19 protein-coding genes and 2 tRNA genes are annotated in these 24810 nt (G+C 57.9%); 10 read left to right on the top strand and 11 right to left on the bottom strand.

Annotated features, from left to right (window positions below):
* From AC1RLZ_RS15765 to AC1RLZ_RS15730, 8 genes are all read left to right on the top strand, one after another.
* Positions 1-1716: a heme biosynthesis protein HemY gene (locus AC1RLZ_RS15765; RefSeq protein ID WP_493189373.1), complete on the top strand. Its 1716-nt coding sequence runs from the start codon at positions 1-3 to the stop codon at positions 1714-1716.
* 153 nt (positions 1717-1869) lie between these two features.
* Positions 1870-1945, top strand: a tRNA-Thr gene (locus AC1RLZ_RS15760).
* Between the two features lie 414 nt (positions 1946-2359).
* Complete coding sequence (locus tag AC1RLZ_RS15755) at positions 2360-3148, top strand: TIGR04255 family protein (RefSeq protein ID WP_493189372.1); 789 nt, start codon at positions 2360-2362, stop codon at positions 3146-3148.
* A gap of 7 nt (positions 3149-3155) precedes the next feature.
* A complete protein-coding gene (locus AC1RLZ_RS15750) occupies positions 3156-3764 on the top strand; it encodes a hypothetical protein (RefSeq protein WP_493189371.1) in 609 nt (202 codons plus the stop codon).
* Positions 3765-3774: 10 nt separating this feature from the next.
* The gene (locus AC1RLZ_RS15745; protein WP_493189370.1) at positions 3775-4653 is read left to right on the top strand and encodes a hypothetical protein; all 879 of its coding nucleotides are present in this window, start codon (positions 3775-3777) and stop codon (positions 4651-4653) included.
* A 561-nt stretch (positions 4654-5214) separates the two neighbouring features.
* Positions 5215-6891 (top strand): retron Ec67 family RNA-directed DNA polymerase/endonuclease, encoded by a 1677-nt coding sequence (locus AC1RLZ_RS15740; RefSeq protein ID WP_493189369.1) that lies wholly within the window; start codon positions 5215-5217, stop codon positions 6889-6891.
* A gap of 369 nt (positions 6892-7260) precedes the next feature.
* On the top strand, positions 7261-7677 hold the full coding sequence (locus AC1RLZ_RS15735) for a hypothetical protein (RefSeq protein ID WP_493189368.1): 417 nt from the start codon (positions 7261-7263) through the stop codon (positions 7675-7677).
* A gap of 77 nt (positions 7678-7754) precedes the next feature.
* Positions 7755-8072 (top strand): hypothetical protein, encoded by a 318-nt coding sequence (locus AC1RLZ_RS15730; protein ID WP_493189367.1) that lies wholly within the window; start codon positions 7755-7757, stop codon positions 8070-8072.
* Positions 8073-8106: 34 nt separating this feature from the next.
* On the opposite strand, the gene AC1RLZ_RS15725 is transcribed toward AC1RLZ_RS15730, so the two are convergent.
* From AC1RLZ_RS15725 to AC1RLZ_RS15700, 6 genes are all read right to left on the bottom strand, one after another.
* Positions 8107-8871 carry a hypothetical protein gene (locus tag AC1RLZ_RS15725; protein WP_493189366.1) on the bottom strand — a complete coding sequence of 255 codons (765 nt, stop codon included), beginning with the start codon at positions 8869-8871 and terminating at the stop codon, positions 8107-8109.
* A gap of 699 nt (positions 8872-9570) precedes the next feature.
* On the bottom strand, positions 9571-12162 hold the full coding sequence (locus tag AC1RLZ_RS15720; RefSeq protein ID WP_493189365.1) for a bifunctional DNA primase/polymerase: 2592 nt from the start codon (positions 12160-12162) through the stop codon (positions 9571-9573).
* 80 nt (positions 12163-12242) lie between these two features.
* The gene (locus AC1RLZ_RS15715) at positions 12243-12506 is read right to left on the bottom strand and encodes a hypothetical protein (RefSeq protein ID WP_493189364.1); all 264 of its coding nucleotides are present in this window, start codon (positions 12504-12506) and stop codon (positions 12243-12245) included.
* 181 nt (positions 12507-12687) lie between these two features.
* On the bottom strand, positions 12688-13752 hold the full coding sequence (locus AC1RLZ_RS15710; protein WP_493189363.1) for a hypothetical protein: 1065 nt from the start codon (positions 13750-13752) through the stop codon (positions 12688-12690).
* 71 nt (positions 13753-13823) lie between these two features.
* Entirely contained in the window at positions 13824-14285 is a 462-nt protein-coding gene (locus AC1RLZ_RS15705; RefSeq protein WP_493189362.1) for a hypothetical protein, read from the bottom strand.
* A gap of 1260 nt (positions 14286-15545) precedes the next feature.
* On the bottom strand, positions 15546-16826 hold the full coding sequence (locus AC1RLZ_RS15700) for a tyrosine-type recombinase/integrase (protein ID WP_493189361.1): 1281 nt from the start codon (positions 16824-16826) through the stop codon (positions 15546-15548).
* Between the two features lie 79 nt (positions 16827-16905).
* Between AC1RLZ_RS15700 and AC1RLZ_RS15695 the strand changes: the two genes are divergently transcribed.
* Positions 16906-17042: transfer RNA gene (locus AC1RLZ_RS15695), tRNA-Thr, on the top strand.
* On the opposite strand, the gene AC1RLZ_RS15690 is transcribed toward AC1RLZ_RS15695, so the two are convergent.
* The 4 genes from AC1RLZ_RS15690 to mobF all read right to left on the bottom strand — a co-directional run bounded on the left by AC1RLZ_RS15690 (position 17013) and on the right by mobF (position 22134).
* Positions 17013-18710 carry a recombinase family protein gene (locus AC1RLZ_RS15690; protein ID WP_493189360.1) on the bottom strand — a complete coding sequence of 566 codons (1698 nt, stop codon included), beginning with the start codon at positions 18708-18710 and terminating at the stop codon, positions 17013-17015. The two genes, AC1RLZ_RS15695 and AC1RLZ_RS15690, sit on opposite strands and share 30 nt — an antisense overlap.
* A gap of 108 nt (positions 18711-18818) precedes the next feature.
* A complete protein-coding gene (locus AC1RLZ_RS15685; protein ID WP_493189359.1) occupies positions 18819-19181 on the bottom strand; it encodes a hypothetical protein in 363 nt (120 codons plus the stop codon).
* A gap of 21 nt (positions 19182-19202) precedes the next feature.
* Positions 19203-19436, bottom strand: coding sequence for a hypothetical protein (locus AC1RLZ_RS15680; protein ID WP_371420444.1), 234 nt, complete (start codon positions 19434-19436; stop codon positions 19203-19205).
* Between the two features lie 34 nt (positions 19437-19470).
* Positions 19471-22134, bottom strand: coding sequence for a MobF family relaxase (gene mobF / locus AC1RLZ_RS15675; protein WP_493189358.1), 2664 nt, complete (start codon positions 22132-22134; stop codon positions 19471-19473).
* A gap of 368 nt (positions 22135-22502) precedes the next feature.
* Here mobF and AC1RLZ_RS15670 point away from each other — a divergent pair, with 368 nt between their 5' ends.
* On the top strand, positions 22503-23717 hold the full coding sequence (locus tag AC1RLZ_RS15670) for a DUF3846 domain-containing protein (protein ID WP_493189357.1): 1215 nt from the start codon (positions 22503-22505) through the stop codon (positions 23715-23717).
* Between the two features lie 134 nt (positions 23718-23851).
* Here AC1RLZ_RS15670 and AC1RLZ_RS15665 read toward each other — a convergent pair whose 3' ends face one another.
* The gene (locus tag AC1RLZ_RS15665) at positions 23852-24754 is read right to left on the bottom strand and encodes a plasmid partitioning protein RepB C-terminal domain-containing protein (RefSeq protein WP_371420447.1); all 903 of its coding nucleotides are present in this window, start codon (positions 24752-24754) and stop codon (positions 23852-23854) included.
* Between the last annotated feature and the right edge of the window lie 56 nt (positions 24755-24810).

Genomic DNA, 24810 nt, shown 5'->3' with positions numbered 1-24810 from the left:
ATGTTCCGTATCATTCTGTTCCTCGTCTTGATCGCACTCGCGGCTGCGGGCGCGGCCTGGATGGCCGACCAGCCCGGCGATGTCGTGCTGTCCTGGGGCGTCTGGCGCGCCTCGCCGTCGTTGCCGGTATTCCTGCTGGTCCTCGGCCTCCTCATGGTCGCCGCGATTCTGGCCTGGTCACTCCTGCGTGGTTTGTGGCGTGCACCTGAGCGGATGCGCCGCCGTCGCCGCGAGAAGCGTCACGCGCGCGGACGTCATGCCATTACCCATGGTCTGCTGGCGATCGGACAGGGCGATGGTCATGCTGCGCGGCGCCATGCCGACATCGCCAAGCGCCTGACATCGGACGATCCGCTCGCTTTGCTGCTGCAAGCCCAGTCCGCCCAGCTCGATGGCGACCGCGCCGGTGCGCATCGCGCCTTCCAGGCGATGGCCGAGCGTGGCGATACGCGGCTGCTGGGTCTGCGCGGCTTGTTCATCGAGGCGCAGCGCAGCGATGATCCCGTTGCTGCCGTCACGATCGCCGAGGAAGCGCTGAAACTGTCGCCGGCATCGACATGGGCGTCGCAAGCCGTGCTCGGCTTCCGCTGCGCGCAGGGTGACTGGACCGGCGCACTGAAAATCCTCGACAACAATTTCGCCTCCGGCCTGATTGATCGCGCGACATTTCGCCGGCAGCGCGGCGTGCTGCTCACGGCGCGTGCGCTGGAGCTGGAAACCGGGGATCGCGACCTGTCCCGCGAGAGTGTGATGGAGGCGATCAAGCTGGCGCCGACGTTGGTGCCGGCCGCCGTTCTCGCCAGCCGATTCCAGAGCGAGGCGCATCAGATCCGCCGCGCGATGAAGATCATCGAAACCGCGTGGCTGGCGCAGCCGCATCCGGATCTCGCCGACGCCTATGCCCATGTGAAGCTCGGCGATTCCGCGCGGCAGCGGCTGGTGCGCGTCGAGACGCTGGCGTCGAAAGTGCCAGGTCATATCGAAGGCGCGCTGGCGATCGCCCGCGCGGCCATCGATGCCGCCGAATTCACGCGCGCCCGCGAAGCACTGGCGCCGTTCACGGCCGACTCCACCCAGCGCGTCGCGATGCTGATGGCGGAAATCGAACGTACCGAACATGGCGACAGCGGTCGCGCCCGCGCCTGGACCATGCGTGCCGTGCGGGCTTTGCATGATCCGGTCTGGACCGCGGACGGCTATGTGTCCGATCGCTGGCGACCGGTGTCCCCGGTCACCGGCCGGATCGATGCGTTCCAGTGGCAGACGCCGCTGGCCGCCCTGCCGTCGGACAGGGCCTCGACGATCGAGACCGAGATTTTGCGCGAGACCGTTCTGGCCCCGCCGCCCGCGATGCCAAAACCCGTGGTGCCCGTGCCGGCCGAGGTCACGCCCTCCGCGCCGGCTCAGGACCTCGCGGTGGAACCTGAAGGACCAGCACAGCCCGAACTGGTGGCCGATGCCGCGTCCGAACCCGCGGAGGCGCCGCCGCCGCTCCCGAAACCGGCTCCCGCGCCGCCACCGCTGTTCCGTGATCGCAGCGATATCGCCAGCGCTGCCAAGCCCGCTGTGGCCATTCCGGCCGTCATCCCCATTGTCCGGCCTCCGGACGATCCCGGCGTGGACGAGGCCGAGGATTATCGCGATGAATTCGCCGAATTGAATGCGGGCCAGCAACAGGGCGGCTGGCGCGGGTTTCTGCGGCGCTGGGGCGGCTGAAACCTCTCATTCGGGCCGAAATGGCAGGTTTCGGCGGGTGTTCGCTCAGCTTTTCGGTCGCCGGAGACGTCTCGGCTTCTTGCAAAGCAACGCCCCGGGCGATATCAGATGCCCCAGCGTTTTCGGCCGAAAAGCCGAATCGCCGCTTGGTTCGCCGCAATAGCTCAGTTGGTAGAGCACGTCATTCGTAATGACGGGGTCACAGGTTCGAGTCCTGTTTGCGGCACCACTACTTAGCCGGTTTTCAGCGCCTTCCAAAATAAGCCGGGGTAGCGCCGGGGTAGGTAGCGGCAAAATCCCGGCATTTGGCCAGTTGGATCATCGCCTTACGTCAGATACCTCAGCGCATCCGAGTGCCACCGCTGGGCCTTTAGAGGGGCAGGGGTCGGTCTACTGGTGATTCGCGCATCGTGCGCACGCCCTTCGGCGGCGGGAGGCCTTCGACTGATAACCGCGGCGATTCGGTGCAGATTTCTAATATCGACGGCAGACCTTTTCCAAATACGCCTCCGCGCCCCGCTGCCGCCAATCAATTTCCCTAGATCGAGCGACCAACGGCCGCATTTTAGAGAAACTTTTAACCGAGTCTCCACTTGTCAAGCAGATTGTAAAGTGTCAAGTGTATGTCAAGCAGGGGACGGTTATGGGCACGAAACTGGCGAATGCGCCTGTCTATCTGGCGTTGGCACAGGTAAAGTTTAACCACTTGCTGGCGTTAGAGAAATACGCAGTCGATATCCAAGAGGCTTTTAGGACGCTCGGCTACCCCGATTACAAGAAAGCCATTGTCCAGACTTTTGACTTGAATCTTGCGGGAGCGACCGAAGGACAGATCGTGCCCGTGGCCCCGACCGTGCAATACATATTTTCCAACATTGAGAAGACGCTCGGTTTTCATCTTCAACAGAACTCTATTACCTATTTCGCGACTGATTATGATGTCTTCGAATCATTCTCCGACACGCTTTTGCAGGGTCTTGAAATAGTTCATTCGGCCGTCGGCGGGCTAAGTTACACTGATAGAGTCGGTGTTCGGTATTTGGACGCCGTGTGCCCAGAGTCACAAGGAAAGCTCGCTGAGTATTTAGAACCATCTGTTTTAGGCTTATTTGATAAGATGGGTGGTGAGTTGTCTCATTCGTTCTTCGAGACTTCAAGTCGAGTCGGTTCCGTAGGGATTGTAGCTCGCGTAGTTGTGCAGCCGGGCAAAATAGCCGTTCCTCCCGACCTTCAGCCGCTACACTTCGTGATTGCTAAAAAATTCCAAGAGATCGACGGGATACACGCTACGCTAGACAATGATGGTTCCATTGAGTCGCGCTCACGCTATGACGCTAGTAGCCTTCGTTCAAACCTATTCGCCATACACGACGAAATCGAAAAAGTTTTTAAAATGACGGTCACACCCTACGCACTGAAAACGTGGAAATGAGGGAAACATGACTGCGACAACCACGTCTATCGCCACGCGCTGGTTTGCCGGCGCAATTTTTGCCGCCGCTACTACATTGGCTCTGCAGGTTGGTACCGGAGGCTCAGCGACCGAGAGCTATTATAAGCTCCGTGGCGAAAAAGGTTATGCTTTTAAGCGTTACTCGGATTCCGGGTTTGCTGAAGTTGAGTGCTGTGAGCGAACGCCAAGCCAAGACTTGATGCGAATTCGAGAAGTCCTAAAGTCTAGCGTTACGGACTTGGCAAATCTTTTCCGCGTGTCCAGACAGGCGATCTACGACTGGCAGTCCGGGAACCAGATCGCGCAACCGAATGCTGACCGGTTGCGTGAGCTAGCGATTGCGTCGGATATCATCGCGGCTGAAGGTTTAGAAAATCCAGTCTACGCGCTTCGCCGGAAGATTAAGGACGGAAAGAACTTTTTTGATATCGTCCGAGAAGGCGGCGACGCATTAGAGGCAGCGGACGCATTTGTGACGATAGTCCGAAAGGAAAGCAATCAACGCGCCCGATTGGACGACATGCTCGGCGGCCGAAAAAATCGGAAGATTGGAGCGGCTTCTCTCGGCGTTCCTATGCTGAGTGAGGAAGGCTAAGTAAGCGAGCATGGCCATTTGGGATAGCAATACCAAATGGCGGCAGGGCCATCTCCTATCCACGCAGGCTTTGCGTGATCTCGGACTATTGCATCCGACTAAGCCGGACGCCACAATCGCGATTGTTGTGTCACATGATTGCGATCTAGCTCAGTCACCTGAAGCGGAGCCGATTGTTGAGGTGATTGTTGGTTGTGAAATAGGAACCGCCGATGGAAACTTCGCTTTCGCAAAAAGCCCTCGTACCCTGCACCTGAGCTGCACAAGCGGTAAGGCTTCGAAAAATATCGAGGTGGTTGCTTCGGCTAAGATCGCTATTCCGAAAAGCTCTCTCGCGCAATACGAGCCAGACTCCAACGTTCGCGCAAGTTACGAAGAGCTTGTAGTGCTTCAGCGTTGGCTGTCCGTTAGATATCAGCGTTCGGCCTTCCCAGACGAATTTAATCGCCGACTGAATACTTCTGGCGGGGAAGAAACGCTCAAAACCGTATCAAAGAAGTACGGAAAGCACATACGAGCAATATTCTTCGATGTCGACGAAGGCCTGGAGATCGAACGGAGCGGACCAACCGATGTCTACGTACTCAATATAGTGTTGGTCTACGATACTGATGTCGACGAGGCGCTCGCGGAGTCCGAAGCCGAAAAGGCACGCATCGCGCTAGAGGCGGCCTTCGATACCAAACTGTGCCAAAACGGTGTTTGGAAAGATATCGAATTGCAATCGTGCATTGTCATGTCTGATCAAGCCATCACTTGGAGACAAGCGCAGTCTTTTAAAGAATGGCGTTCTGAAAACGTAAGCCTTAGAACCAAGCCTCAGCAACCAACCATGCATAGCCCTATAGTTAAGCCTCTCGCACAGGTAACTGCTAAAAGCGGGACATGAGGCGGTTGGCATCGCAGCCCGCTCGTTTATAAGGCCGCCGCAGATAGTGCGACCCACGGGACCAGTCATCGTCGCCGTTGCTCGAATTTTAGCAGCGGTTGCTCCGGCCATGGTGCTGCGCTGCCGCCACTGCCATCGCCGGGTGTGCTGGTGAACCGGTGCCAGCCGGACCATGGCGCCGATAATGCTCTGGCACTGGCAGACACCGCCACCGCCCGACGCCGCTCGCATCCGTATCATGTCGCCTTACAAGATGCCTATGAGGGCGCTTTTTTGCTCTGTTTACGCCTCCGTCAGATGCGATCCGAGCCGCCCCATTCAGCCAAGCAATTCAAAAAAGAACTCTGAAAAACGGTTCGAACTCTTGCGTTCAATGACACTGAAGCTACAACCACTATCGGCTTACAGGCAGATTTGTTATTGCGAATCGCAATATAAGATTCAAGGCTGACCCGCATTGCTACATGGCAATCGAATAATGCAAATGGTCGATATGATGAAACTCATGGGACCGCAAAGGAGTGCCTGTAAGCCACTCTCTACCCGCGCGCTATGAGTACCTTGAAATCTCTGAAGGCCGCGACCTCGCTGCATGATGTCGCAACCATCCTCGGATATCAGCCAAAGGCGCTCACTTTCCTACTATATAAGATGCCTGAAGCATCGAAGTATCACGAATTCACCATCTCTAAGAAAAGCGGCGGCGTGCGTACGATAAAAGCGCCGGTCGAGCGAATAAAAACTCTGCAGCAACATTTGTCGTCTGCACTCTATCTCTGTAGAGAAGAAATCGAAGCCTCCTTTCCCAAGCACCGTCGTCCAATGTCCCATGGTTACAAAAAGGGACTATCCATCATCACGAACGCGAGCCCTCACACTAAACGGCGCTACGTTCTCAATTTGGATATCGAAGACTTCTTTCCCTCCTTCAATTTTGGCAGAGTCAGAGGGTTCTTCATACGAAATAACGATTTCAAGCTACACAAAGACGTCGCTACAATAATCGCCCAGATAGCGTGTCACGACAACGAACTTCCTCAGGGCGCGCCATCGTCTCCTATTATTTCTGATTTGCTTGCTCATATTATGGACGTTCGCCTTGCGCGTCTTGCGAAGCTGCATTCCTGCACTTACTCGCGTTATGTAGACGATCTGACGTTCTCTACGAACCAGAAAGTCTTTCCTGCAGCCCTCGCGTTTCAGTTACCATTTGTTGAATCGCAATGGCTCGCCAATGCCTCGTTATTAAAAGAGGTCGAGTCGACCGGGTTCAAAATCAATCCGAAGAAAACTCGGATGCACCTAAAATCCTCGAAGCAAGTCGTTACGGGGCTGACGGTCAATGATAAAGTCAATGTACAAGCGCACTACTACAGGCGTCTTCGGTCAATCTGCCATTCGTTCTTCAACACTGGGGCGTATTCTCGGAAGGATGAGCCGCCGACAAACTCTCTCGAAGTTGTTGGTGGGATGCTCAATCACGTCTTCCATATCAAGCATGCGGTGGCATACGCGCGACAGGTCGATATCGCTTCGGAAAAGAAAGATAGCGGGATCAGGAAGCTCTTCCGAGATTTTCTGTTCTTCAAGCACTTCGTTATGCTCGATCGCCCGCTGATCGTCTGCGAGGGGAAAACCGATAACGCGTATTTACGAATTGCGCTTCAGCGTCTTGCAGCAACGTACCCGCAGATGATTGCAGTCACACCCGCCGGATTTCAGAGCCGCTTGGGTTATTTCAAGCACAGCGATCTCGCAGATGAGGTGTTAAAGCTAGGTGGCGGCATCGGTGGGCAGAAGATACTGGCAATTGATTACGCCCGACGCATTACGCGTTTTCGCCATCGGCCCCTTAAGCACCCCGTCATCCTTGTAGTCGACAACGATGTGCCGAAGGTGCTGACCGATATAGGTGTCGCACACAAAGTTTCCATTACACCCAAGACTTCCGCGCCATTCTATCATCTCGGTCACAATCTTTATCTCGTTAAAACACCAGAGGCTTCCACTTCGGGTGGGACATCCTGTATCGAAGATCTTTTTCAACCTTCTGTTTTGAGCACCGTCATCGACGGCAAGACGTTCAAGGCGAAGGACTCCAATGCATCACTCCATTACGGAAAAGTCGCGTTGATTGAGAAGGTCATTCAGCCGAACGCGGCCACGATTGATTTTTCTGGGTTTAACGGCCTGCTCAATCGTATTGCAGCGGTCATGGCGCATTATCACGCGCCATAGGTTTCGACAGCGCCGTGTGTTCATTTGGGCCGCATAACTAGCAGGCTGTCTCTCAGTCTATTGACAGCCGTAAGTTGCAGATAGACTGTAATCGTCCGAGGCAGCAAACGTAGGCTGTGCGCGCTGCAACTCAGAACCGAGGGACCGAGCATGGCGGGGCTACAGGCGGCGCTCTATCTGATCGCATGCGCATATATCGGAATCGGTGTGCTCCATTCGATCTACTTTTCGCTTTTTATAAGCCGGGCTGACTGCATCGCCGCGACCAAGGGCATTGTTTATTTCTTTTGCCATACCGGAATAGGCATCTCGCATTTGGTTTCGACGCTCGCTTGGCCTTGGTATTGGCTCTAACGGAGCTCGCTCTCGATGAAAGCAATCTTCGTATTTCTTTTCTTGGTTGCCGGCGTATGTGCGGCGCGGGCGGATTGTGCCGACATAAATCGTCAAGCGACTTCAAAGAAGCTCGAACTGCAGGCTGCGACAGAGCTTTATAAGAAGAGCTTCTTTGCTATCGTGAAGGACACAGCGAGGGATGCGGCCCCGCTAGATGTCATTGCAGACGGCGTTGCGGCGTCATCGAAGATGATCACGGCCATGGACCAAACGATAGATTTTCTTCGCTTAGCACAAGACGGCGGGTGCTTCGGCAAAGAAGCCGCCTCATGGGCGACCGCTATAGCCAAGATGGAAGCGCAGAACCAAGACATGCGGAAAGATCGCCGCGCTCAACTTGAGATGTTAGTTTTGATGGCGAAGACGGAAGACGCGCGGCGCAAGCGTTAGTTCGATCCGGCAGGACGTTAGAAATAGCCACGGCCACATCTTCCAGCAACTTACACGTCGCAATCGGAGCTTGTGCTATGAACATGTTCGATGACGAAACACCCACCGACGCAGCTAAGCGGGTCGGCGAACATGCGGCAGAGAAGGTCATAACTGATCCTACGCTGAAGGCTTTTACGTCCCAGATCGAAGGTAACAAAGTGCGGCTAAAAGCGGCCAACGGATCAACGCTCGATATAATCTGCCACGGGACGGAGCGCTTTTCGCTCGAAGACAGGCACGGCGGTCATTCAGGTGTAAGAGTGATGCGATCCTTTAACCCGGACCGGAGCATTGATGAGAGGCAGATGGTGATTTCGGTGAAGGAATGGTTCCGCGATCACGGCAAACGGTGATGCCCACTAGGCGGAACTCGCTGCGACATGCACCCTAGCCAAATTCAGAAACAAACTCGGACTCAGATTCGCTCTCTGAATCGAAATCGCTCGACGACGGTTCGCTCTCGCTCTCCGAGTCGCTCGACGGCTCGTCGCTCTCAAGAATGTCGTCCGTGTCGTGCGGGCTCTCCGTCGGCGCACCATCGCCCGCGTACGCGCGTGAACCGACGTTGAAGAACAGACCCCAACCTGAACGTTGCTTTTGCCAGAGATCGCCGAGCTCCAAATCAAACCAGACGTCCCCACCTTGACCTTTTGCCGCCGGGGGCGGACCGAAGCCGAACAAGAATCGATTGCCGTCACGGCCGGGCAGGCCGCGCACGCCTACCCCCGGCGCACCGGCCGGACCTCGCGGGCCGCGAATGGTGGGCTCGGTGACGCTGCGCCATTTGTCATTCTTTAGCTCGTAATAGGCACCGTCGGGCTTCAGCCAAAGATCGCCCGGCTTGGCGCCCTTGGGCGCCTTCGGCCCCGTGAATATCTTGGTCCCATCCTCGCCATCGCGCCCGGCGGCACCGCGCTCGCCCCGGTCGCCCTTCTCACCCTTGTCGCCCTTCGGGCCGCGTGGTCCTGCTTCGCCCGTAGCACCATCCCGCCCCCGAAGCCCGCGCGGCCCCGGCTCTCCGGGCTCGCCAGCGACGGCACGGAGCTGTAGCTGGCGTTGGACTTCCTCTGACGTCCGGCGCGTTGCCAAGGCTTTCCGCTTCTTCGCCAAGGCAGCTCGGCTCTCGATGGCGCTGGGATGGGTGAATGTCATCCCCGCTATGCCCGTCCCTGGCATTATCTGACGGTTGGTCGGCATGTGATGTACCTCGATTTTGCAAGTCGAGAGCCACAGAATGCCTGATATGGGAGCGAGTCAAAGTACATTCTGGATTCGTCACGGGCGACCTGCTCGGGTCGTACGACGGAGAACGCGAAACGCATGAGGTCCCTGCCTGCGCGCGCGCCATTATCGAGCGAAGCCGACTCGCTGCGAGTGTAGTTCAAACATGAGAGAAATATTTCTTCTGCTGCTGTAGCGCCTGCTACTTAAGGCAACAGGTACCGCGATTTTTCAGCCCTGAATCAAAAAATCACTGGGACCCCGGTACTTGCCCTCATAGCTTTTATCGCCCCGGAAGAACCTATGATTCACGACCCCGTGCCCTCCGAAGAATGAACTTCTCTTTCGGAGTCCGATTGGCATCGCGTAAGTATGTTGAACGCGCGGAATAATTCGCATTATCTTTTATTAGCGACCGATCCCAGTATGCAGAGGTCCAAGCCGTGCGGCGAGACCACTTTACGGGGTTCACGGGGTTTACGGGGTAGGTTTGCCCTATAGACTCTTGTCTCGTTCCCCTTTCCCGATTCCATATTTTACTAACGAGATCGAGGTAAAGAATAATGGTTTGAACGAGACCACTGTGTATAGGGCAAACCTACCCCGTAAACCCCGTGAACCCCGTAAACTTTATGTCGCGGCCACACGATAGAGATTGATTTTACGGTCAGTGTCCTTTGAGGTTTCAAGGCGCAAGCCCCCCACAATCTGACTCTCATGGCTCTTTAGATACTGACCGAGGCGCTTCTTGTTGACGCGTGGGACAGCGGAGTCGATGACCTCCATAATTGAAGCGCCCGGCGCATAGTCCGTTTCAGTGATCGCGAGAAGCTCACCAGCACTGAACCACTCGCTACCCTTCACGGCCTGAACGGCGGTTAGAAGTTCGGCCAGCTCCGCTTTGACCGGGTCTTCGGCGGCAATATGCGAGCGCGTTAAACAGGGGTCAGGCTGGCCTAACCAACAAATTGCACCGCGAACTAGATTCGACCAATCCTCGAAACTGCCGAAGGCGGGTAGTTTATCGAGTCCTGGCCTCCCGGCCTCGACGAACGCGCGCAATACAGTGAGTCCCGCCACCACCAATTTGACGCGGTTTGCCGGAACCCATTGCTTCAAATTCATATCGAAGGATCGACCTTCGGGGTTCTCAATTCCGGCATCCATCCGACACAACAACGCACGGCGCGTCATGTCGCCTTCGAACACTAGATTGTTGCCGCTCGCCGTCATCAAGACATTCGTCGCAACGGTCGCATTGCGGGAAAACCCAAGCATCCGCGACTGCCAAAACTGTTCGGTCAGAATCGTGCATAGGCTGTTGCCGCCAATGGGGCGAGTAACGTTATCGACCAAGACGACTTGGTCGCCCTGCATCAACACACTGAAAATTCGCTTTTCATCTTCCTCGGAATTTGCGCCTTGGCTCATGGCCGTGACCTCATGGCCCGTTGCGATCACGGCGGCAACCTGCACGGCCAAGGTTTTGCCGGTGCCGGGCGTCGGTGCGCTAAAGCCGTGCATAGGGGCCGAAGGCAGCGAGCGGCGGATAAGAGCAGTCAACATTGCGGACAGCATAACCGACCGTGACGCGCTTTCGCCGTTGTGACCATCTGCAACGAACGGGAAGCCCGCCACAGGGCGCTTGAGAAACTTCAGTGCCAACAGCGCCTCTTGGCGCGAGGGCTTGTCAGGGATGGTGGGGAACGTCACTCCGCCCATATCCAGCAATAGGCCGGACGCCGCGTCATAACCTTCATCGGCGAGCAGGGAGCCGTCACGGCGCAAGGTCGGCGTTTCAATAATCCCGGTCAGTGGCGGAATCTTCCATTTGTCCGGCCGGGCAATCATATGCTCCGCTAGGCGCAATGGAGCGGCGTGTTTTTTCTGGACGGCCGCCGCGCCGTTCGGGGCTTTCTTGACCAAGAAGAACTTTGCATGTTCGATCATGTATTGGTTGAGGCGCAACGCCGGCACCTCCTGAATCGTCAACGCGCCAGCGGCCCGGCGAATAGAGTCATCATCGCCCGATGCCCGTTCCATGCGAACGGGATGCACAAGACGCTTGGCGGTTTGATAAAGCGGCGCGCCACCGCACAGCATCGCCTCTTCGGCATAGTCGAGCATCGCCTCAAGTTCCACCATGTCATACTTCATCGGCTTCGCAGCTTCGAACTCGCCGTCATCTTCGAAGTCGCCTTCTGTCGCGGCATCGGGCTCGAACTCGTCATCGCGCTCGATATGTTCGGCAAGCGATGCGTCGCCATCCGCCCATTCATCGGATGGGATCGCTTTGACGCCTTTATAGGGGATCGCATTTGTAGCGCCGGCCTCACGCATATACATCTCAAGCGTGCCGGCCTTGATGCCACCCAGCTTATCGCGGTGTAGCGAATCCCAGCGGCGGCCGATGATAGCAGCGTCGTTGCGATACTGAGGATCGCTGATTGACCACTCAATGAATTCGGAGCGCGCATCGCCCTTGGAGGCGTGATGACACGCCATCATTATGTTAAGCCATTTCTTCTGGTCGCTGAACTCGCGCGCGTCGAGGTGTTCAAGCATCGCGGCGATTTGCTCTTGATCGTACTCGCCGCCGCCTCGCGTCTGGCTGTCGACCTTCGGCTTGCGGATGAGCTTGAGCAGGCGCGCTGGTATCTCTGGCGCGTCCTCAATGGGTGGATAGCTCTTGTCCCAGACATAGGGTTTCATCGTATCCGGGTGGATCGAGCCAGGCGCGACCACTTGGCGGCCACGGCTTTTAAACTCGACGCCTTGATATTCCTCGCCAAGAGTATCGAGCACACGCGCGCCCGTCGAGTTGAGGCAGTACAGATGCAAGCCGCCTGATCCGGTCACGACGCGCGGAAATATGCTCTCGTCGATTCCATACTCTGCGAACAGTGTAGCATAGGCGACGTCGCCGCCGTTGCGTGGGTCAATGTCGATGACGATCTGAGTCTTGCGAAGGCGTACGCCGATGTTGCGCTTCTCGCGGACGCATCGCTCTATGACTTGCTCGTTGTCATAGGTCGCCTTCGTCCAGTTAAGATCAATGGGGGCTTTGCCTATGGAGCGTGTGACTCCGTTCTTGGTCTTGGTATCGAAGGGCTTGTGGAGTGGGATCAGCGTAAAGCCATTTTCAAGAAGCGGCTGGGTCGCAGCGTCAATCGCGGTCCTTGCGAACGTTGATTGCACCGAAGCCCGATTTGCTATATTCATAATTTTCACTCCGCTCCACTACGTACTTCGGCTATTCACGCCCGGCGCTCCAACGTCGGGCGTGACTCTGTTCATCCCTGCTAATTTGCGGAGCCGCCGTTCCAGCGGTCATAGACTCCTCGAACGAAGCTGGCGTCGTTGAAGTCCGCCTTGGATGCCTTGGCTGCGGGCTTCGAAAAGTCTCGATGCGAATCGCACGCGACGATCACATCGACCACCTTGTTGGCAGGCACTTCGGAAGCCACGTGTGCGCCCGCTACTCGCTTTAACAGTTCCCGCATCGCCATGTGTCCGTGCTTGGCTTTGAATCGTACGAGCGCTGTCGTCATTGCTGCGTCTGTCATGTGTAGTCCCCTCTGATATTGCCGTTCAGTAAACGATCCAAGGCGTGGCAAGGGCTTTGGATAAGTGAAAGGAGAGCCCAAGGCGGTGGACAGCCGCCTTGGGCTAACTCTGATCACCAAGGGAGCAAGGTGACCAGAGCATCGGACACGCGCAGGGGCAGTGCGCGACCCGAATCGAATCTCAGCCGAATTCGTCGTCGTCACTTTCAGCTACAAGCTCCGGGTCATCCGCTGTGACAACCTGCAAAGAGCCACGGGACTCGCCAGCCTTCGGTACCGTAGGTCTTTTGGCGTCGGGATCGACCTCGATCTCCAAGACTGCAAGCATTGCCGCATTAGGGCGTCGCTGGACGTCAAGCCCGGCCCGGCGACAGGCCATATATACGGCTTCATTCACGCGCTCCGCGTGGAGCAACTCCTCGTCGAGCTTGGCGAGCGCGCGTTTTCGCTCATGATCCGTGAGCGCCGTCTTCGGATTGTAGTTCTCGCGGAGTCGGTGCTTGAGCTTGGCGATTATTTCATCACCAAAGATGTCACACATAAACGCCAGAGCGCGCTCGCCAGAGATAGAGCCGTCTTGGCGATCACTCCATGCCAGGCGACCTTGCTTGAAATCACCATGCAATCCTTGAAAGTTTCGGAGCGTCAAATGTGGCTTCACATCGCCCGCGCGCGCGGTGTTTCTCACCTCCGATACGACGCGGCGGAAGGCTTCATCCAAGGGTCGATTGGCACGAGCAGTATGCTTGCGCTGGTCTTTGATGGTGTTGACGGCTGCGCTAGACCTCTCGAAGGCGACTAGAGTCCCAGGACCGTTGTGGTCAAATCGTTTGTGCCGATATTTTGGGTGCCGTGCTTCTTGCCCAAAGGCCCGAATATCCCCGTATGCGAAGGCGGGGGGTGCCGATTCGCTCAGCGCTTTGATCTCTGCGATAATTTCCTTGCGGTCATCCAACCTTTGCTGCTGTTCCGCACGGTCGGCGCCTGTCGGCGCGTGTTTGCGCTCACAATCCAGATCGTAGCGCGCTATATTTGCGTCAAGGCTTCGCTTCGCGCCAACCAATTCAGCGAGCCGGTCGGCACGCGCCGCCTGCTCACTCTGCCGCTTGAGGTCTTGAAGGCGCTCCATGGCGACTTTCAATTGCCCCTCTGGCGGCAGAGCGTTATTGAAGAAAGTCTTGAAATCCTCTGACTCTCCGTGAAGCACACTCGCGCGTGACGGCGTTACTTGTGACTGCTTGCTCATTTGATCTGTGCCTTTCTCTCGAATGCGTCGGTGAGAAGCATATGAGCGAGCGAACGAAATTGAAGACCCCCTTACGCTGGAGATAAATCGGAATCATTTATCTCCGGGGTCAGCGCTATCATTTCCTTTGAAATGGCCGCGCGCTTCTCGTCAGAAATCTTTTCCCACATTTTGCGAGCGGCCTTGAAGTAGGGTCTATTATTGCCGCGCGCGATATTTACCAAAGCGATTGTCTCGGCTGTGCCACTACTCATATCGAAGCGGAGGTGTCGTCCCACGAGCTTCGCCGACTCCTCTCTGCTCTCGTTCAAATTCCAATCGTCCACGAGCCGAATTCGCTCAACAACGTACATCGTGTAGACAGTGCGCCGCTGGGTTTGTTCTGGGTTCTCAGGCCGTCCGCGTTTGCGCTTTGATGGGCGCTTCTCAAGGCAAATCCGGACGCGCTCATAAGCATCATCCGGCAGAGCATCTATCTGGGCGAGAATTTGTAGCTCTTGGGCTTCCGTGTCGTACGGCGCAAAGTCACTCATGGCGGCCTCGCATCCTGATCGAGGCGGGAATGAGTCTGCGAAGTATCATAGCCGCGCGAGCTGCGGTCTCCGCCTTTCTCCATGAAGTTAGATCGCCGCATGCATAGCGGGCCAAAGTCGCCTTGCTATCCGTCCGAGTTCGGAGTTTCTCCAAGGGGTCGGAAACAAAGCTTCCTGTATACGGAAAGACGTTTAGGTACGCGCCGCACGTATAAGCCAGAAGCGCAGGCCTCTGTCCGGGCAGAAAAAGCGAGATGAGATCGGGGGCACCGCCGCGCGCAAATGGTTGGAGGGTGCCCAATAGCAATGCTGTCGCCACTGAGACCGCCTCACGATCAGCGAGGCCGGCAATTTCAGAATCGGTCGGTGCAGCGTCGGCAGCAAGCAGGCGTCGCGTCTGGCTTTCGATTGCTTGTTCGGCTTCGCGATTTTCGCACTCGGTAGCCTGTAGTGAGTCTGAGAATGAAGCCATCGTCAGCACCCCTCACGAAACGAGTGGATGACAGCGACGCAGTTGCTCCGCGTCTTGAAAGTTCGGGCGATGCGCCGAAATGATGGCGACGGCGGTCGCATGGCGCCGTGGAGTAGCTGGCGTGCTTCAAGCAAATGCCTGCGACAAATGTCCAGCTCAAAGCCTGACCAATAGCCATGAACAGGCGCAGGGATACGACCAGACCGGATACCAGCGTCAAAGGCTTCGCTGCTGATGCCATCAAGAATCGCACGAGCCGCGTTGCGATCATGGAGTCGAAGGATGCTCATGATCGCACCCCGCGCAACGGCGTGGATGTTCTGTATTCACGCGCCGCCGCCTCGCGCTCCCACGCTATTACGGCGGCAAGCCGGAAAAATCTAAGCTTGCCTCCGAATCTGACTGGCGCAGGGAATCCATGATCGCGGATTCGACGATGCAGCCACATATCGTTCTGACCGCCGTAGCGCGCGCGAACTTGAGCGGCAGTCAGGTACTCGGACTGAGAGTCCAGCGGGGATTGAGACATAACGCGGCCTTCCAACCGCTCGCATGGCGAGCGTTTTGTAGAGGTTGGAAGGGCCGGTTCCCTTTTGCGATGACTGATCGGCCATCATCAAATGTCGCTACGCCCAACTATGTTGGGTGCGCCGGGTAGGTCACCATTGGGCTATCAGCCCGACGACCACGACACGGAACGTCAGCCAACGGGATAAACCGTTAGGCCAGAACCGTACGCTCAGAAGTATCCCAACGTTATTTAGAGTCAAGACACCAAACAAGTTTGGTTAACGGCTAGCCGCCGAAACGATACGCTCAACTTCGCGCGACCAAGCGTCAAACGCCTTCACTTTTTCTAGCTCGAAGTCGTGTTGCAAATATTCGTCGTCGTCAGCGTGGTTCAGAACGGCGTCAATGACTTCGTCGTCGAAGCCGAGTCGCTGCAATCGGGTCGAGCCGGTTCGCCGAAGATCATGCAGCGTCCAATTCGGAATTGACGCGACGGCCGAATCCTCGGCTTGGGCGATTTTCAGCATGAGGCCATCGAAGCGTTTCTTAGCTTTGCTGAAACCACTAAATGGGGTCGTGCCATTGGTCGTAAATATGAAGCCCGCCTTGCTCTGCACACGCGGAACCGCCTTGATGACTTCGAGCATGGAGTCAGTCAAAAATATCTCATGGTCGCGATGATTTTTGGTTCGCAGCGCTGGGAGCCGCCATGTCCGGCTGTTGCCAAGGTGCAATTCGCGCCAGACTAGCCCGCTGACTTCGTTGCGGCGGGCCAGCGTTAGAATTAGCAGGCGGATTATGTGACCTAGCGGGAACGGTTCTTTGGCACATGCCAGCCAAGCCCATCGAATCTCGGCGTCGGTCAGCTTCCGCTTACGCTTATTCGCCTTCGCGGATTGAACCCCATCACAAGGCGACTTCCCAAGGCGATCTTTCGTGACGCACCAATTGAAGAACGACGCTAAGACCCGATGCGTGCGCGCTGCGGCCTGCGGATGTTCGGATGCGATTTTATCCAAGAGGCTTGAAACGTCCGCCTTGGTGATTTCTTCTAACCGGCGCTTGCCCCATTTTGGCTCTAGCTGCGACTCGTACAGTTGCTTGACGCGAAGCGCAGTCGACTCCCGCCAGCCCTTTTTGTTGCGGGACTTGGGTTTCGGCGCGTTGCACCAGTCGGTCCAATTAGTAGAGAACAACTGGCCTTCGGTTATACCTGCGGCGGCTTTGCGGCGAGCTTCGGTTTTGTTGGCGGCCGGATCGGAGCCGTTCGCAATTTCCAGCAATGCGACCTTGGCAATCGCACGGGCAGCATCCCATGACAGCACGTCGGCGTCATAGGGGCCGATGGTCCATTTACGATCTATCCCTGCCTTCGAGTAGCGCAAAACCCATGAGCGCATCCCGGACGGCTGCACAGCCAGCCGAAGGCCGCTGTACTTCTTATCCCGCAGCTCATATCGACCAGCCTCGCCCTTGGCGCTGGCCGCGATCTTTTCGGACAGAAAGGGCCGTTCGATCCTTTTGGCCCTTTCCGGGGCCAGAACGGTCACTTCGGACATGATGACCTCGCGAGCGCCGGGGTAGGTCTGGGGTAGGAAATTCCGGACTTTCAGATGTTAGGTACTGTGACTAACACAAGCTCGCAATAGTGCAGAAAGCCCAATGAAAATAGGGGTTAACGGGGTGTTTTTGTTTGGGAGTGTTTGGCAGCGTTAGACCCCGCCCCGTTATTCGTAATGACGGGGTCACAGGTTCGAGTCCTGTTTGCGGCACCATTCCTGAACAGATTTACGAACCAAATGCGTCGGTTGGCCATTTGGTCCAAGGGCCGCCCGGATATTGTCATTTGATCCGATGATGCGGATCGTGGTGTCGGACACGACGATCGCATCGATGATGGCGCTCAAGTAGGCCTTACGGGCCGCAACATCTCCGGACACCAACTGTTCACGCATTAATCTGGTGAAGCGCTCGATGGCGACGGGATCGATCTCGACCGGCAGCACGCTGGAGTTCTTGGCGTATTCGAGAGCTTCCATGGCCCGGTCTCGGGTGGCCTTCAGGCCGGCAACACGTTCCTTAAGCGACGGGTCGGTGCCGTCGATGGTGCCGGCTTCAATCGAAGCGTAGAGGCGCGACAGCCGCTCCCCGGCATCGGAGACCTGACGGGCCAAATCGACCAGGCGGCGGTCGGCAGAGGCCTGACGGCCATCGCGGCGCGCCTTGAGGGTGGTCAGGATGGCAGTGACCCGCTCGGGCTGCAGGAGCTGATCCAGCAACGCCTCGACGACGAGCTTTTCGATGACGGGACGCGGGATCTTGCGGTTGCTGCAGGACGCGCCGTCGTCATGCTTGTGTCGCCCCTGTTTGATCGCCTGAACGCATTTGTAATAATTATAGACGGTTCCGGTCCGGGACGTGCCGGTTGCCGTGGTCAGGGCGCAGGACTTGGCACAGTCGCAACGGACGAGACCGCCCAACAGCGACGGCGCCGAGGCAAGGCGCGGACCCTTAAGGCGGGGCTGGCGGGAAACCAGGAGGGCTTGCACGGCATCGAAGGTGGCCCGGTCGATGATCTCTGGCACGTCGTATTCGATGATGTCAGCTGTCTTCTTGCGCTCTCCAATCTTGCGATCGAACTCGTTGAAGCGTCGCGAGCCGGTATAGGCTTCACGAGTCAGCAGCTCATGGACGGTGCCGGTGCCGAACAACGATCCCTTGCGGGTCCGGTAGCCCCGTTCGTTCAGCCACATCGAGATTTTCTTGGTGCCAAGCGGCCCGGTGGTCCCGTCACCACTCAAAGCCAGATTGAACGCGAGCTTGACGACTTCGGACTCGACCGGCTCGACCGCCAGTTTCTTTTTCTGCTTGTTGCCGACGATGTCTGAATCCACCGACATATACCCGTAGGGGATGTTTCCGCCGTTTGAGTAACCGAGGCGAGCATTGGCCAGCATCGTGCGAGTGGTCGCGCGTGCTGTTTCCTTGCTCTGATATTCGTTAACTATACCGATGAATTTGCGAAACATGTCGCCAGTGTCGTCATTGGCCAGCGGTTCGGCGTGGGAAATGAGCTCGACGCGGTGCTTGCGCAGAGACTGGACCGTCAGCTCCTGTTCGACCTGATTCCGGAAAGCGCGAGAAAACGAATAGACGAGGATGGCATCGACCGTGCGCGAGCCGTCAGTCGCCCTCGCGATCATCTCCTCGAAGCCGGACCTCTTCATGTTGGTGCCGGTCTCGCCTTCGTCGCGGAAGATGCCGACGATATTGTCGCCCTCGCGCTTGCTCTTCGCGACCAGTTGCGCGATCTGGTCGTCCGAGCTCAGCATGTTCTGGGCCTGGGCCAAGGTCGAGACGCGGCTGTAGATGAGCACGTTGCGCGGGCGCGGCTCACTCGTGGTGGCCGCGGTGTCGACGACGTTGAGATTCTTGCGGGCCATTGGGGAAATCCTCACGCGGTACAGAAAAAAGAGTCTACTCATGCGGTGGAATCAGGGGAAGTGATTCCTCATCGATTCCACCGCACGGTTAAGAAGAGGCGACCTTGATCACCCGTTTGCGATGCTGTTCCAGCGCGTCCGGAACGCCTCCCACAACATCTCCTTGTAGTGAGACAGCGACAACTCGAACGCCTTGTCCATGCCGCCGGGGTTGCCGAGGTTACGGAAGCCCTCGACAAACATGTCGTGGCGCTGATCTTCGGTGAGATCGTCCAGCACACGCACCGCCGGAGGCCGGCCCAACACGCGATAGATGTTACTGGGGTCGGGATCGAAGGCGGTCCTGTTGGCGATCGCGTCCAGCGATTCTCGCACCAGCCAGAGCGCGGCGGTCACAGCCATGTCGGCGAAGTGCTCGAGCTGCAGGCCGAGGACGGTATTAGGGTCGATCGGGGGAAGGCGGTTGGGCATAGTTGTGGTCCTTTGGTTGGGTCAGGAAGGTGTCTTGCGAGCGGACTCGAAGACGGTGTCGAGCACTGCCGAGAAGTAGCTCTCGATGGCATCGAGTTCGGCAGGCGCGATGGGGACGGGATCGCTGATCTCGTTGATCACGGTCCAGAATTCGGGGTCGGAGGGGCGCGGACCGGAGCCGCCAGGGCGCTTCGGCTTGGCAAGCTTCTGCAGCGGCGCGGTCGCCGCCGGCGCCGTGTGGGCGTTTTTCGGCACGCGCGGTCGCAAGCGCACTTTGGATACGCGCGGTTTAGCCACGGTCGTACCCCACCGACCGTTCACGATCGCGCTCGCGGTCGCGCTCTTGCACGCGCGCGGCGTGATCCAGCATCGGATCCAGCGTGCAGGTCTTGACCTGAAGTCGTGACAACCGTCCCGCCAGCCAGTCAAGCCGCCGCTCCGGACTGATCGTGGCTTGCCGGCGCTCCGACAGCGGGAGGTCGAGGCGGACCTGGGCGTCGATTTCGCGGGTGTCGGCGAAAATCTCGAGGCGATCACGCGCCCGCGAGAACGCCACGTAGGCGTCGTGGCGGGTCATCGACGGGCTTGCCCAGACAAACGCCTGATCCGTGGTCAGGCCTTGGGCTCCGTAGATCGTGGTACTGTAGGCATGGCCCAGGCGAACCCGGCCGTGTTCGTCCGCCAGGTCCGAGACGCGAAACTGCGCCAGGCGACCGGCGATCTCGACATGAAGAGTCGGGTCCTGCGTCTCACGGTCATCGATGTCGGTGATCGTAGCCGTGGTGCCGTTGATGACGCTGAGCTTATCGTGCCTGATCAGAAAACGAATACGGTCGCCGATCGCGAAGGCGAGCGTCTGGCCATGACCGGACGGGGTCACCGCGGCGACCGCAATATCGTCGCCGACGATTCTGCCATCGCGCTTGAAGCGAACCCGGACTTCGTCGTTCAGCGCGCGAACCTGCGCGTTGGTCTTGGCGATCAGCAAAACGGAGGGGTTCGACACCACGCGCTGGGTATCCTCCCAGGCGTCCGTAATACGTTCAACCGTCGCCTTTTCGCCTGCCGTCAGCGTGAGAAGACCGCGTGTGTCGAAGGCACGCAGCCCATCTTCGGCGCGGCCTTTGGCGAAATCCGTCACCGCGGCGCGCATCCAGGCCTCGCGCTGCCGCACGATCTTGTCGATGCGGGTTGTGTCAGTGACACTTGCGACGATCGAGAGGCCGGGTCCGGCACCGATGGACTGGAGCTGTTCACGGTCACCAACCAAGATGACCTTGGCACCAGCCTCTACCGCCTTGCTCAGGATCGCGTGCATCTGCCGAGACGACAGAAGGCCGGCCTCGTCGACCACCAGGACGGTCCTGGAATCGAGGAACGGCAGCGCCGTGCGCGCAAGCCAGGCATCGGTGGCCATCGCTTCGATGCCGAGCGTCTGCAGTTCACGCGCAATTTTCCAGGCTGTCGCGCTTCCAATCACGCGCAATGGCTGAGATGAGATGGCCTGGTCGGAATACGCAGCCACGATTGCAGCCAACGTGGTCGTCTTGCCGGATCCAGCGGCGCCTTCGATCACCGAGATCGCCGCCGGTGTGGTTGCCCTCAGAGCGGCTCGGGTCTGTTCAGTGGAAAGCCCGTGATCCCGGCATAGCTGAAGCACATGATCCGGATCCGGCGCCGTACGGCGCTGGCCGACCAAACGCTCAGTCAGGGCAACGAGTTCGCGCTCGATCGCAATCTGCTCGGGGGTAGAATAGACCGGCTGCTGCAAGCCATCCTTGCCGAGTTCGACGACGCCGCCGGCCTCGATCAGACGGCTAACCTCCTGCTCGACCCGGGTTGCATCGGCCCCCGTGCCCACCAAGGACGTCGCGATCGCGGCATGGAGGTGGCGCCGCTCGAAAACGCTTTCGTGTTCAGTCAACTGCGCCGGCACCGCCACCACGCGCTCGGCGATCAGCGCCTCCTGCTCAGCGTGGTAGCGGGTCCAGGGCGTCCGCAGATTTTCCACCAGGCGGTCGACGTCGAGGAAGGGCGCGGCTTCTTCGGCCCAGAGCTCGAAACGGTCGATGGCGCGCTCTTCCTGCTTGGTGGAGCGCGTGCCGAGAGCAATCGCGGCAGCAAGTGCCGGCGCGTCCGCGGTCGTGAGGCCTTCAGCCGCAATAGCCTGCTTGACTTCCTTGCGGCGTGCCGAGAAGTGACGCTGCAACGCGACGAAGCCCTGGGCGAGATCCGCATCACGATCGGCATCGACCTGCGGGACGACGATCTCAAAAATGCCGTTCTTCCCAATGGCACCGACCGCAAAGCCGAGCTTTTGGAGTTCTGAGGCCAGCGCGAGATGGTACACGGCGCCGGCCGCCATCTTATTCGCGAACAAGTGGCGGGCGTCGAGGGCGCCGACGGTGCTGTCTTCACGAACGGCGCAGTTCAGAATAACCGCATGAGTGTGCAGATTCGGATCCGCAAATACACGCCCGTCATCGTGCGCAACAGGCCTGGCCTCGCCATGTTGGAAGGAAGCGACGGTAAGCGACGGCGCGCGTTCGAGCCGCAGACCATTCTTGCCTCGGCGGCAAAAGGTAGCATTGCGTTCAAGAAAGCCGATGGTCGCTTCGCTTGCGATGTATTGGGCATCTTCGATCGCACGTCGCGCCGCCGGATCAGCCAATGCATAGACAACCGAGACGGACTTCGGTGCCGACAGCGTCAGGTCGATGCCGCCAACCCGGTTAGCGCCGTCGCCGCCATTCGTGAGCAGCGGCTCCCCGTCCGCATCCAGGCCGGCATGAAGACGCTCGAACAGCGTATTATCGACGATCGCACCGCGAGTCGCGCCGAAGTTGCCCGTGGACGTGATCCAGCGACCCGCCGGCTCGCCGCCGCCGAGATAATATTCGCTCTGCTTGCTGTAGTACGCTGCTGTCGTGCCAGCTGCGATTGTCGCAACCATGAGAAGCCTCCATCGAAGGAGGCCACAACAAGCACGCCTAAAGTCGTCGTGCGGTGCATTGCAAATTTTGAGAGTGGCCGAATTTGCAATGCAATTGCGCGACCGTGCTTACCTGCGATCGGCGGCAAAACAGACGTTCACTGAACGCCGCGACGGTGGATGACCTGGTTGAAGGACTGTCGAGATGGAGATTTCACGTCGACCAGCAAAGCTACCGCCAGCCTAAAAGATGACGCCCCCTGCGGGAAGCACTCACTCAGCGGTTTTCGCGATGCTCAGTATGGATTGGTTGGATTTGAACATTTGTATTCACTCGACTCGAGGCCGCGTTGTGTATTGAGACGCCACCGAATTTGGAGAAAAAGAGAATGACGACGTGGTTGGATCGATTCCTGCTGGATGCCGGCCGCGAGGTGGCGGCAGATCTCGTGGATCGGGGCGAGGGCCACCTCCCGCAAGCAAAGAACCCGCTGCTCGCCATGATGATGACGGCAAACAGAGCGGCCGTCATCCGCGCGAGGTCTCGCGGCGGTGTCGATATCAATACAGAGTTCGACGCCACGGTCGCACGCTGGTTCCTGGATCAGGGCGGGCATTCCGATCGCCACGTTGCAGCATTCCAAGTCGACCAGAACACGCTCGGCGGCCTTGCAAAGCTGCAAATGACGAAGGCGATGGCCGACGAGGCCGAGATGTTCAACAATCAATATCTGGCGGTGTATTTAGACTTTGTTGACCAAGCGCTGGTAATCGCCGACAGCTTCGAAGTATCGGCCATCGTGCTGCTCACTCAAAGGAGCTCCGACGGACGGCGGCCTGCATCCCCGCGCGTTTTCGCGGTCGTGTCGCCCCCCGGTGAATTCAGCCGCCGGATTCTGACGTGGATGTGGGGAGCGACACACGAGGTCATGGCAACTGACACTGTTCCGCCGTCAAGCGGACCGCCAAATCAACAACCCGTTAGCGCGGATCTCCTGCAAGCGGCCGGCGTAACATCCTCGATGCTCGCCCAGGAACTTCAACGTGTCGCTTGTGTCACCGCCTGGTATGCAGCACAGGAGCAGGAGCGTGGGCTCGCGAGCCACCTGCGGAAAATCGATGTCAAGCGTGCCGAGCAGATGAACCGCCCCGACGCGTTCCTGCCGGCAGGATCGACGTTCCTGAACGTGTCCAAGCTGCTCCCTGCCGGCCACGCCGACGTTTCTAAGTCGGGTGAGGCACTCAAGAGGCCGCGCTATCCCGCGATCCTGATCGATCCCTATCAGCGCAGCGTCAAATCTGTCAGCGTGACAAGTTCGGTAGAAACACTGCAACAGGCCATTGGGGGAGACATCCAACTGGCCGCAGAGTTCGATAAGGGTGATATTCTGTATGTAGACGACGAGGGCTTGTTCACGCACCGGCTGTCGTTTGAGATCGACGGCCAAATTCTCCCAGGCCGTGGCCTTATTGTTGGGTCACATGGCGGTGAGTATGCGATGGCTGCAGTCAAGTGCAGCGTTGACGAAATCATTCGACGCGTCAAGTTCTCCGAGCCGGATCCGACCTTGGGTACGAATCGTGTCGTGGTCGTCCCGGCCTGAATATAGAAAACACGTCACGGTTTAGTCAGCGTGCTGGCGCCGACGGCTTAGCCGCAAGCCGGAGGAATTCGGGTCACCCTTCGAGACGGCTTTTGATCGAATACCTATGGCCCATCGTTTTCGGTCCTAGATTTTTAGGCGGAGGGCCTGGTGGACTCAGATATTTTCTGGAATTCCGCCAGGAGTTCCGGAAAGTTCTGGGCGAGGTAACGCACAACTCGCACATTTTCAATAATCCGCTGCAGGTAACCGGTGGCGACCACCAGATCCATATTGTCATTCCCATATGACTCTTCCATGAGGCGAAACTCACGATCCAGATTGGCCGATTCTCTCTCCATTAATGCAACCTGATCGTCGGTTAGTCCCTCGACCTGTTTGGGCTTTGCCGAGTCGATCAACTGGGACTGCGGCGTGGCACCGAACAAAGACTTCGCGTAGGTGATCGAGTACTTGTTCATAGCGACCATAAGCTGAGCCGCTTCGATCTGGCGCATCGGCACCATTTTTCTCAGCTCTGCAAATGTCGAAATCGGCACGTGCTTATCCTTGAGGAGCTCAACGGCTTCCGCGCATATCCCGTCCAGCAGGCGACGCTTCAGGCGAACATGCGAGACATTTACATTGAGGACCTTGGCGATCCGCTCTTCCGGGACTCCTCGTTTAATCGCCGTCATGATCATGTTGCGCTCCTGAATGATCGCAATCCGGCTCACGCGCTTGTTGTAGGTGAAGGCCTCGTCGTCCGTTGCGATCAGGCACGTTACTTCAGATGCTCCAAGCTCGCGCAGGACCTCCAGCCTCAAGTGTCCATCAAGCAAGAGATATTTGTTCTTCTCGTCCCGTGCTCGCGCGACGACCGGTGGCTCAACCAGTCCGATCTCGCGAATGGAGGACTGAATCTGAGCATATTTAGGGGTTTTTTTGACGCTGTCGCTGACGAGATGAAGCGGTTGAATGTTGACCATTGGGATTGAGACACTCTCCCGCTCGAAGGCCATCGCGACAGGGCGACGTTCGGACTTACGGGCTGTCATGCAATATCTCCACGTTCCATCCGACTGGCGAGCTTCCGCGGGATTGTGTCGAGCTT

This window comes from Tardiphaga sp. GW822-FHT04G09 (assembly GCF_058800725.1).
This window is presented reverse-complemented; position numbering and strand designations above follow the sequence as displayed.

Bases quoted from the DNA above. Each gene is read 5' to 3' on its own strand.
- AC1RLZ_RS15735 (WP_493189368.1), top strand. From the start codon at position 7,261: ATGAAAGCAATCTTCGTATTTCTTTTCTTGGTTGCCGGCGTATGTGCG.
- mobF (WP_493189358.1), bottom strand. From the start codon at position 22,134: ATGGTTGCGACAATCGCAGCTGGCACGACAGCAGCGTACTACAGCAAG.
- AC1RLZ_RS15690 (WP_493189360.1), bottom strand. From the start codon at position 18,710: ATGGCCCGCAAGAATCTCAACGTCGTCGACACCGCGGCCACCACGAGT.
- AC1RLZ_RS15665 (WP_371420447.1), bottom strand. From the start codon at position 24,754: ATGACAGCCCGTAAGTCCGAACGTCGCCCTGTCGCGATGGCCTTCGAG.
- AC1RLZ_RS15685 (WP_493189359.1), bottom strand. From the start codon at position 19,181: ATGCCCAACCGCCTTCCCCCGATCGACCCTAATACCGTCCTCGGCCTG.
- AC1RLZ_RS15670 (WP_493189357.1), top strand. From the start codon at position 22,503: ATGACGACGTGGTTGGATCGATTCCTGCTGGATGCCGGCCGCGAGGTG.
- AC1RLZ_RS15720 (WP_493189365.1), bottom strand. From the start codon at position 12,162: ATGAATATAGCAAATCGGGCTTCGGTGCAATCAACGTTCGCAAGGACC.
- AC1RLZ_RS15755 (WP_493189372.1), top strand. From the start codon at position 2,360: ATGGGCACGAAACTGGCGAATGCGCCTGTCTATCTGGCGTTGGCACAG.
- AC1RLZ_RS15750 (WP_493189371.1), top strand. From the start codon at position 3,156: ATGACTGCGACAACCACGTCTATCGCCACGCGCTGGTTTGCCGGCGCA.
- AC1RLZ_RS15710 (WP_493189363.1), bottom strand. From the start codon at position 13,752: ATGAGCAAGCAGTCACAAGTAACGCCGTCACGCGCGAGTGTGCTTCAC.
- AC1RLZ_RS15700 (WP_493189361.1), bottom strand. From the start codon at position 16,826: ATGTCCGAAGTGACCGTTCTGGCCCCGGAAAGGGCCAAAAGGATCGAA.
- AC1RLZ_RS15705 (WP_493189362.1), bottom strand. From the start codon at position 14,285: ATGAGTGACTTTGCGCCGTACGACACGGAAGCCCAAGAGCTACAAATT.
- AC1RLZ_RS15715 (WP_493189364.1), bottom strand. From the start codon at position 12,506: ATGACAGACGCAGCAATGACGACAGCGCTCGTACGATTCAAAGCCAAG.
- AC1RLZ_RS15730 (WP_493189367.1), top strand. From the start codon at position 7,755: ATGAACATGTTCGATGACGAAACACCCACCGACGCAGCTAAGCGGGTC.
- AC1RLZ_RS15765 (WP_493189373.1), top strand. From the start codon at position 1: ATGTTCCGTATCATTCTGTTCCTCGTCTTGATCGCACTCGCGGCTGCG.
- AC1RLZ_RS15725 (WP_493189366.1), bottom strand. From the start codon at position 8,871: ATGACATTCACCCATCCCAGCGCCATCGAGAGCCGAGCTGCCTTGGCG.
- AC1RLZ_RS15745 (WP_493189370.1), top strand. From the start codon at position 3,775: ATGGCCATTTGGGATAGCAATACCAAATGGCGGCAGGGCCATCTCCTA.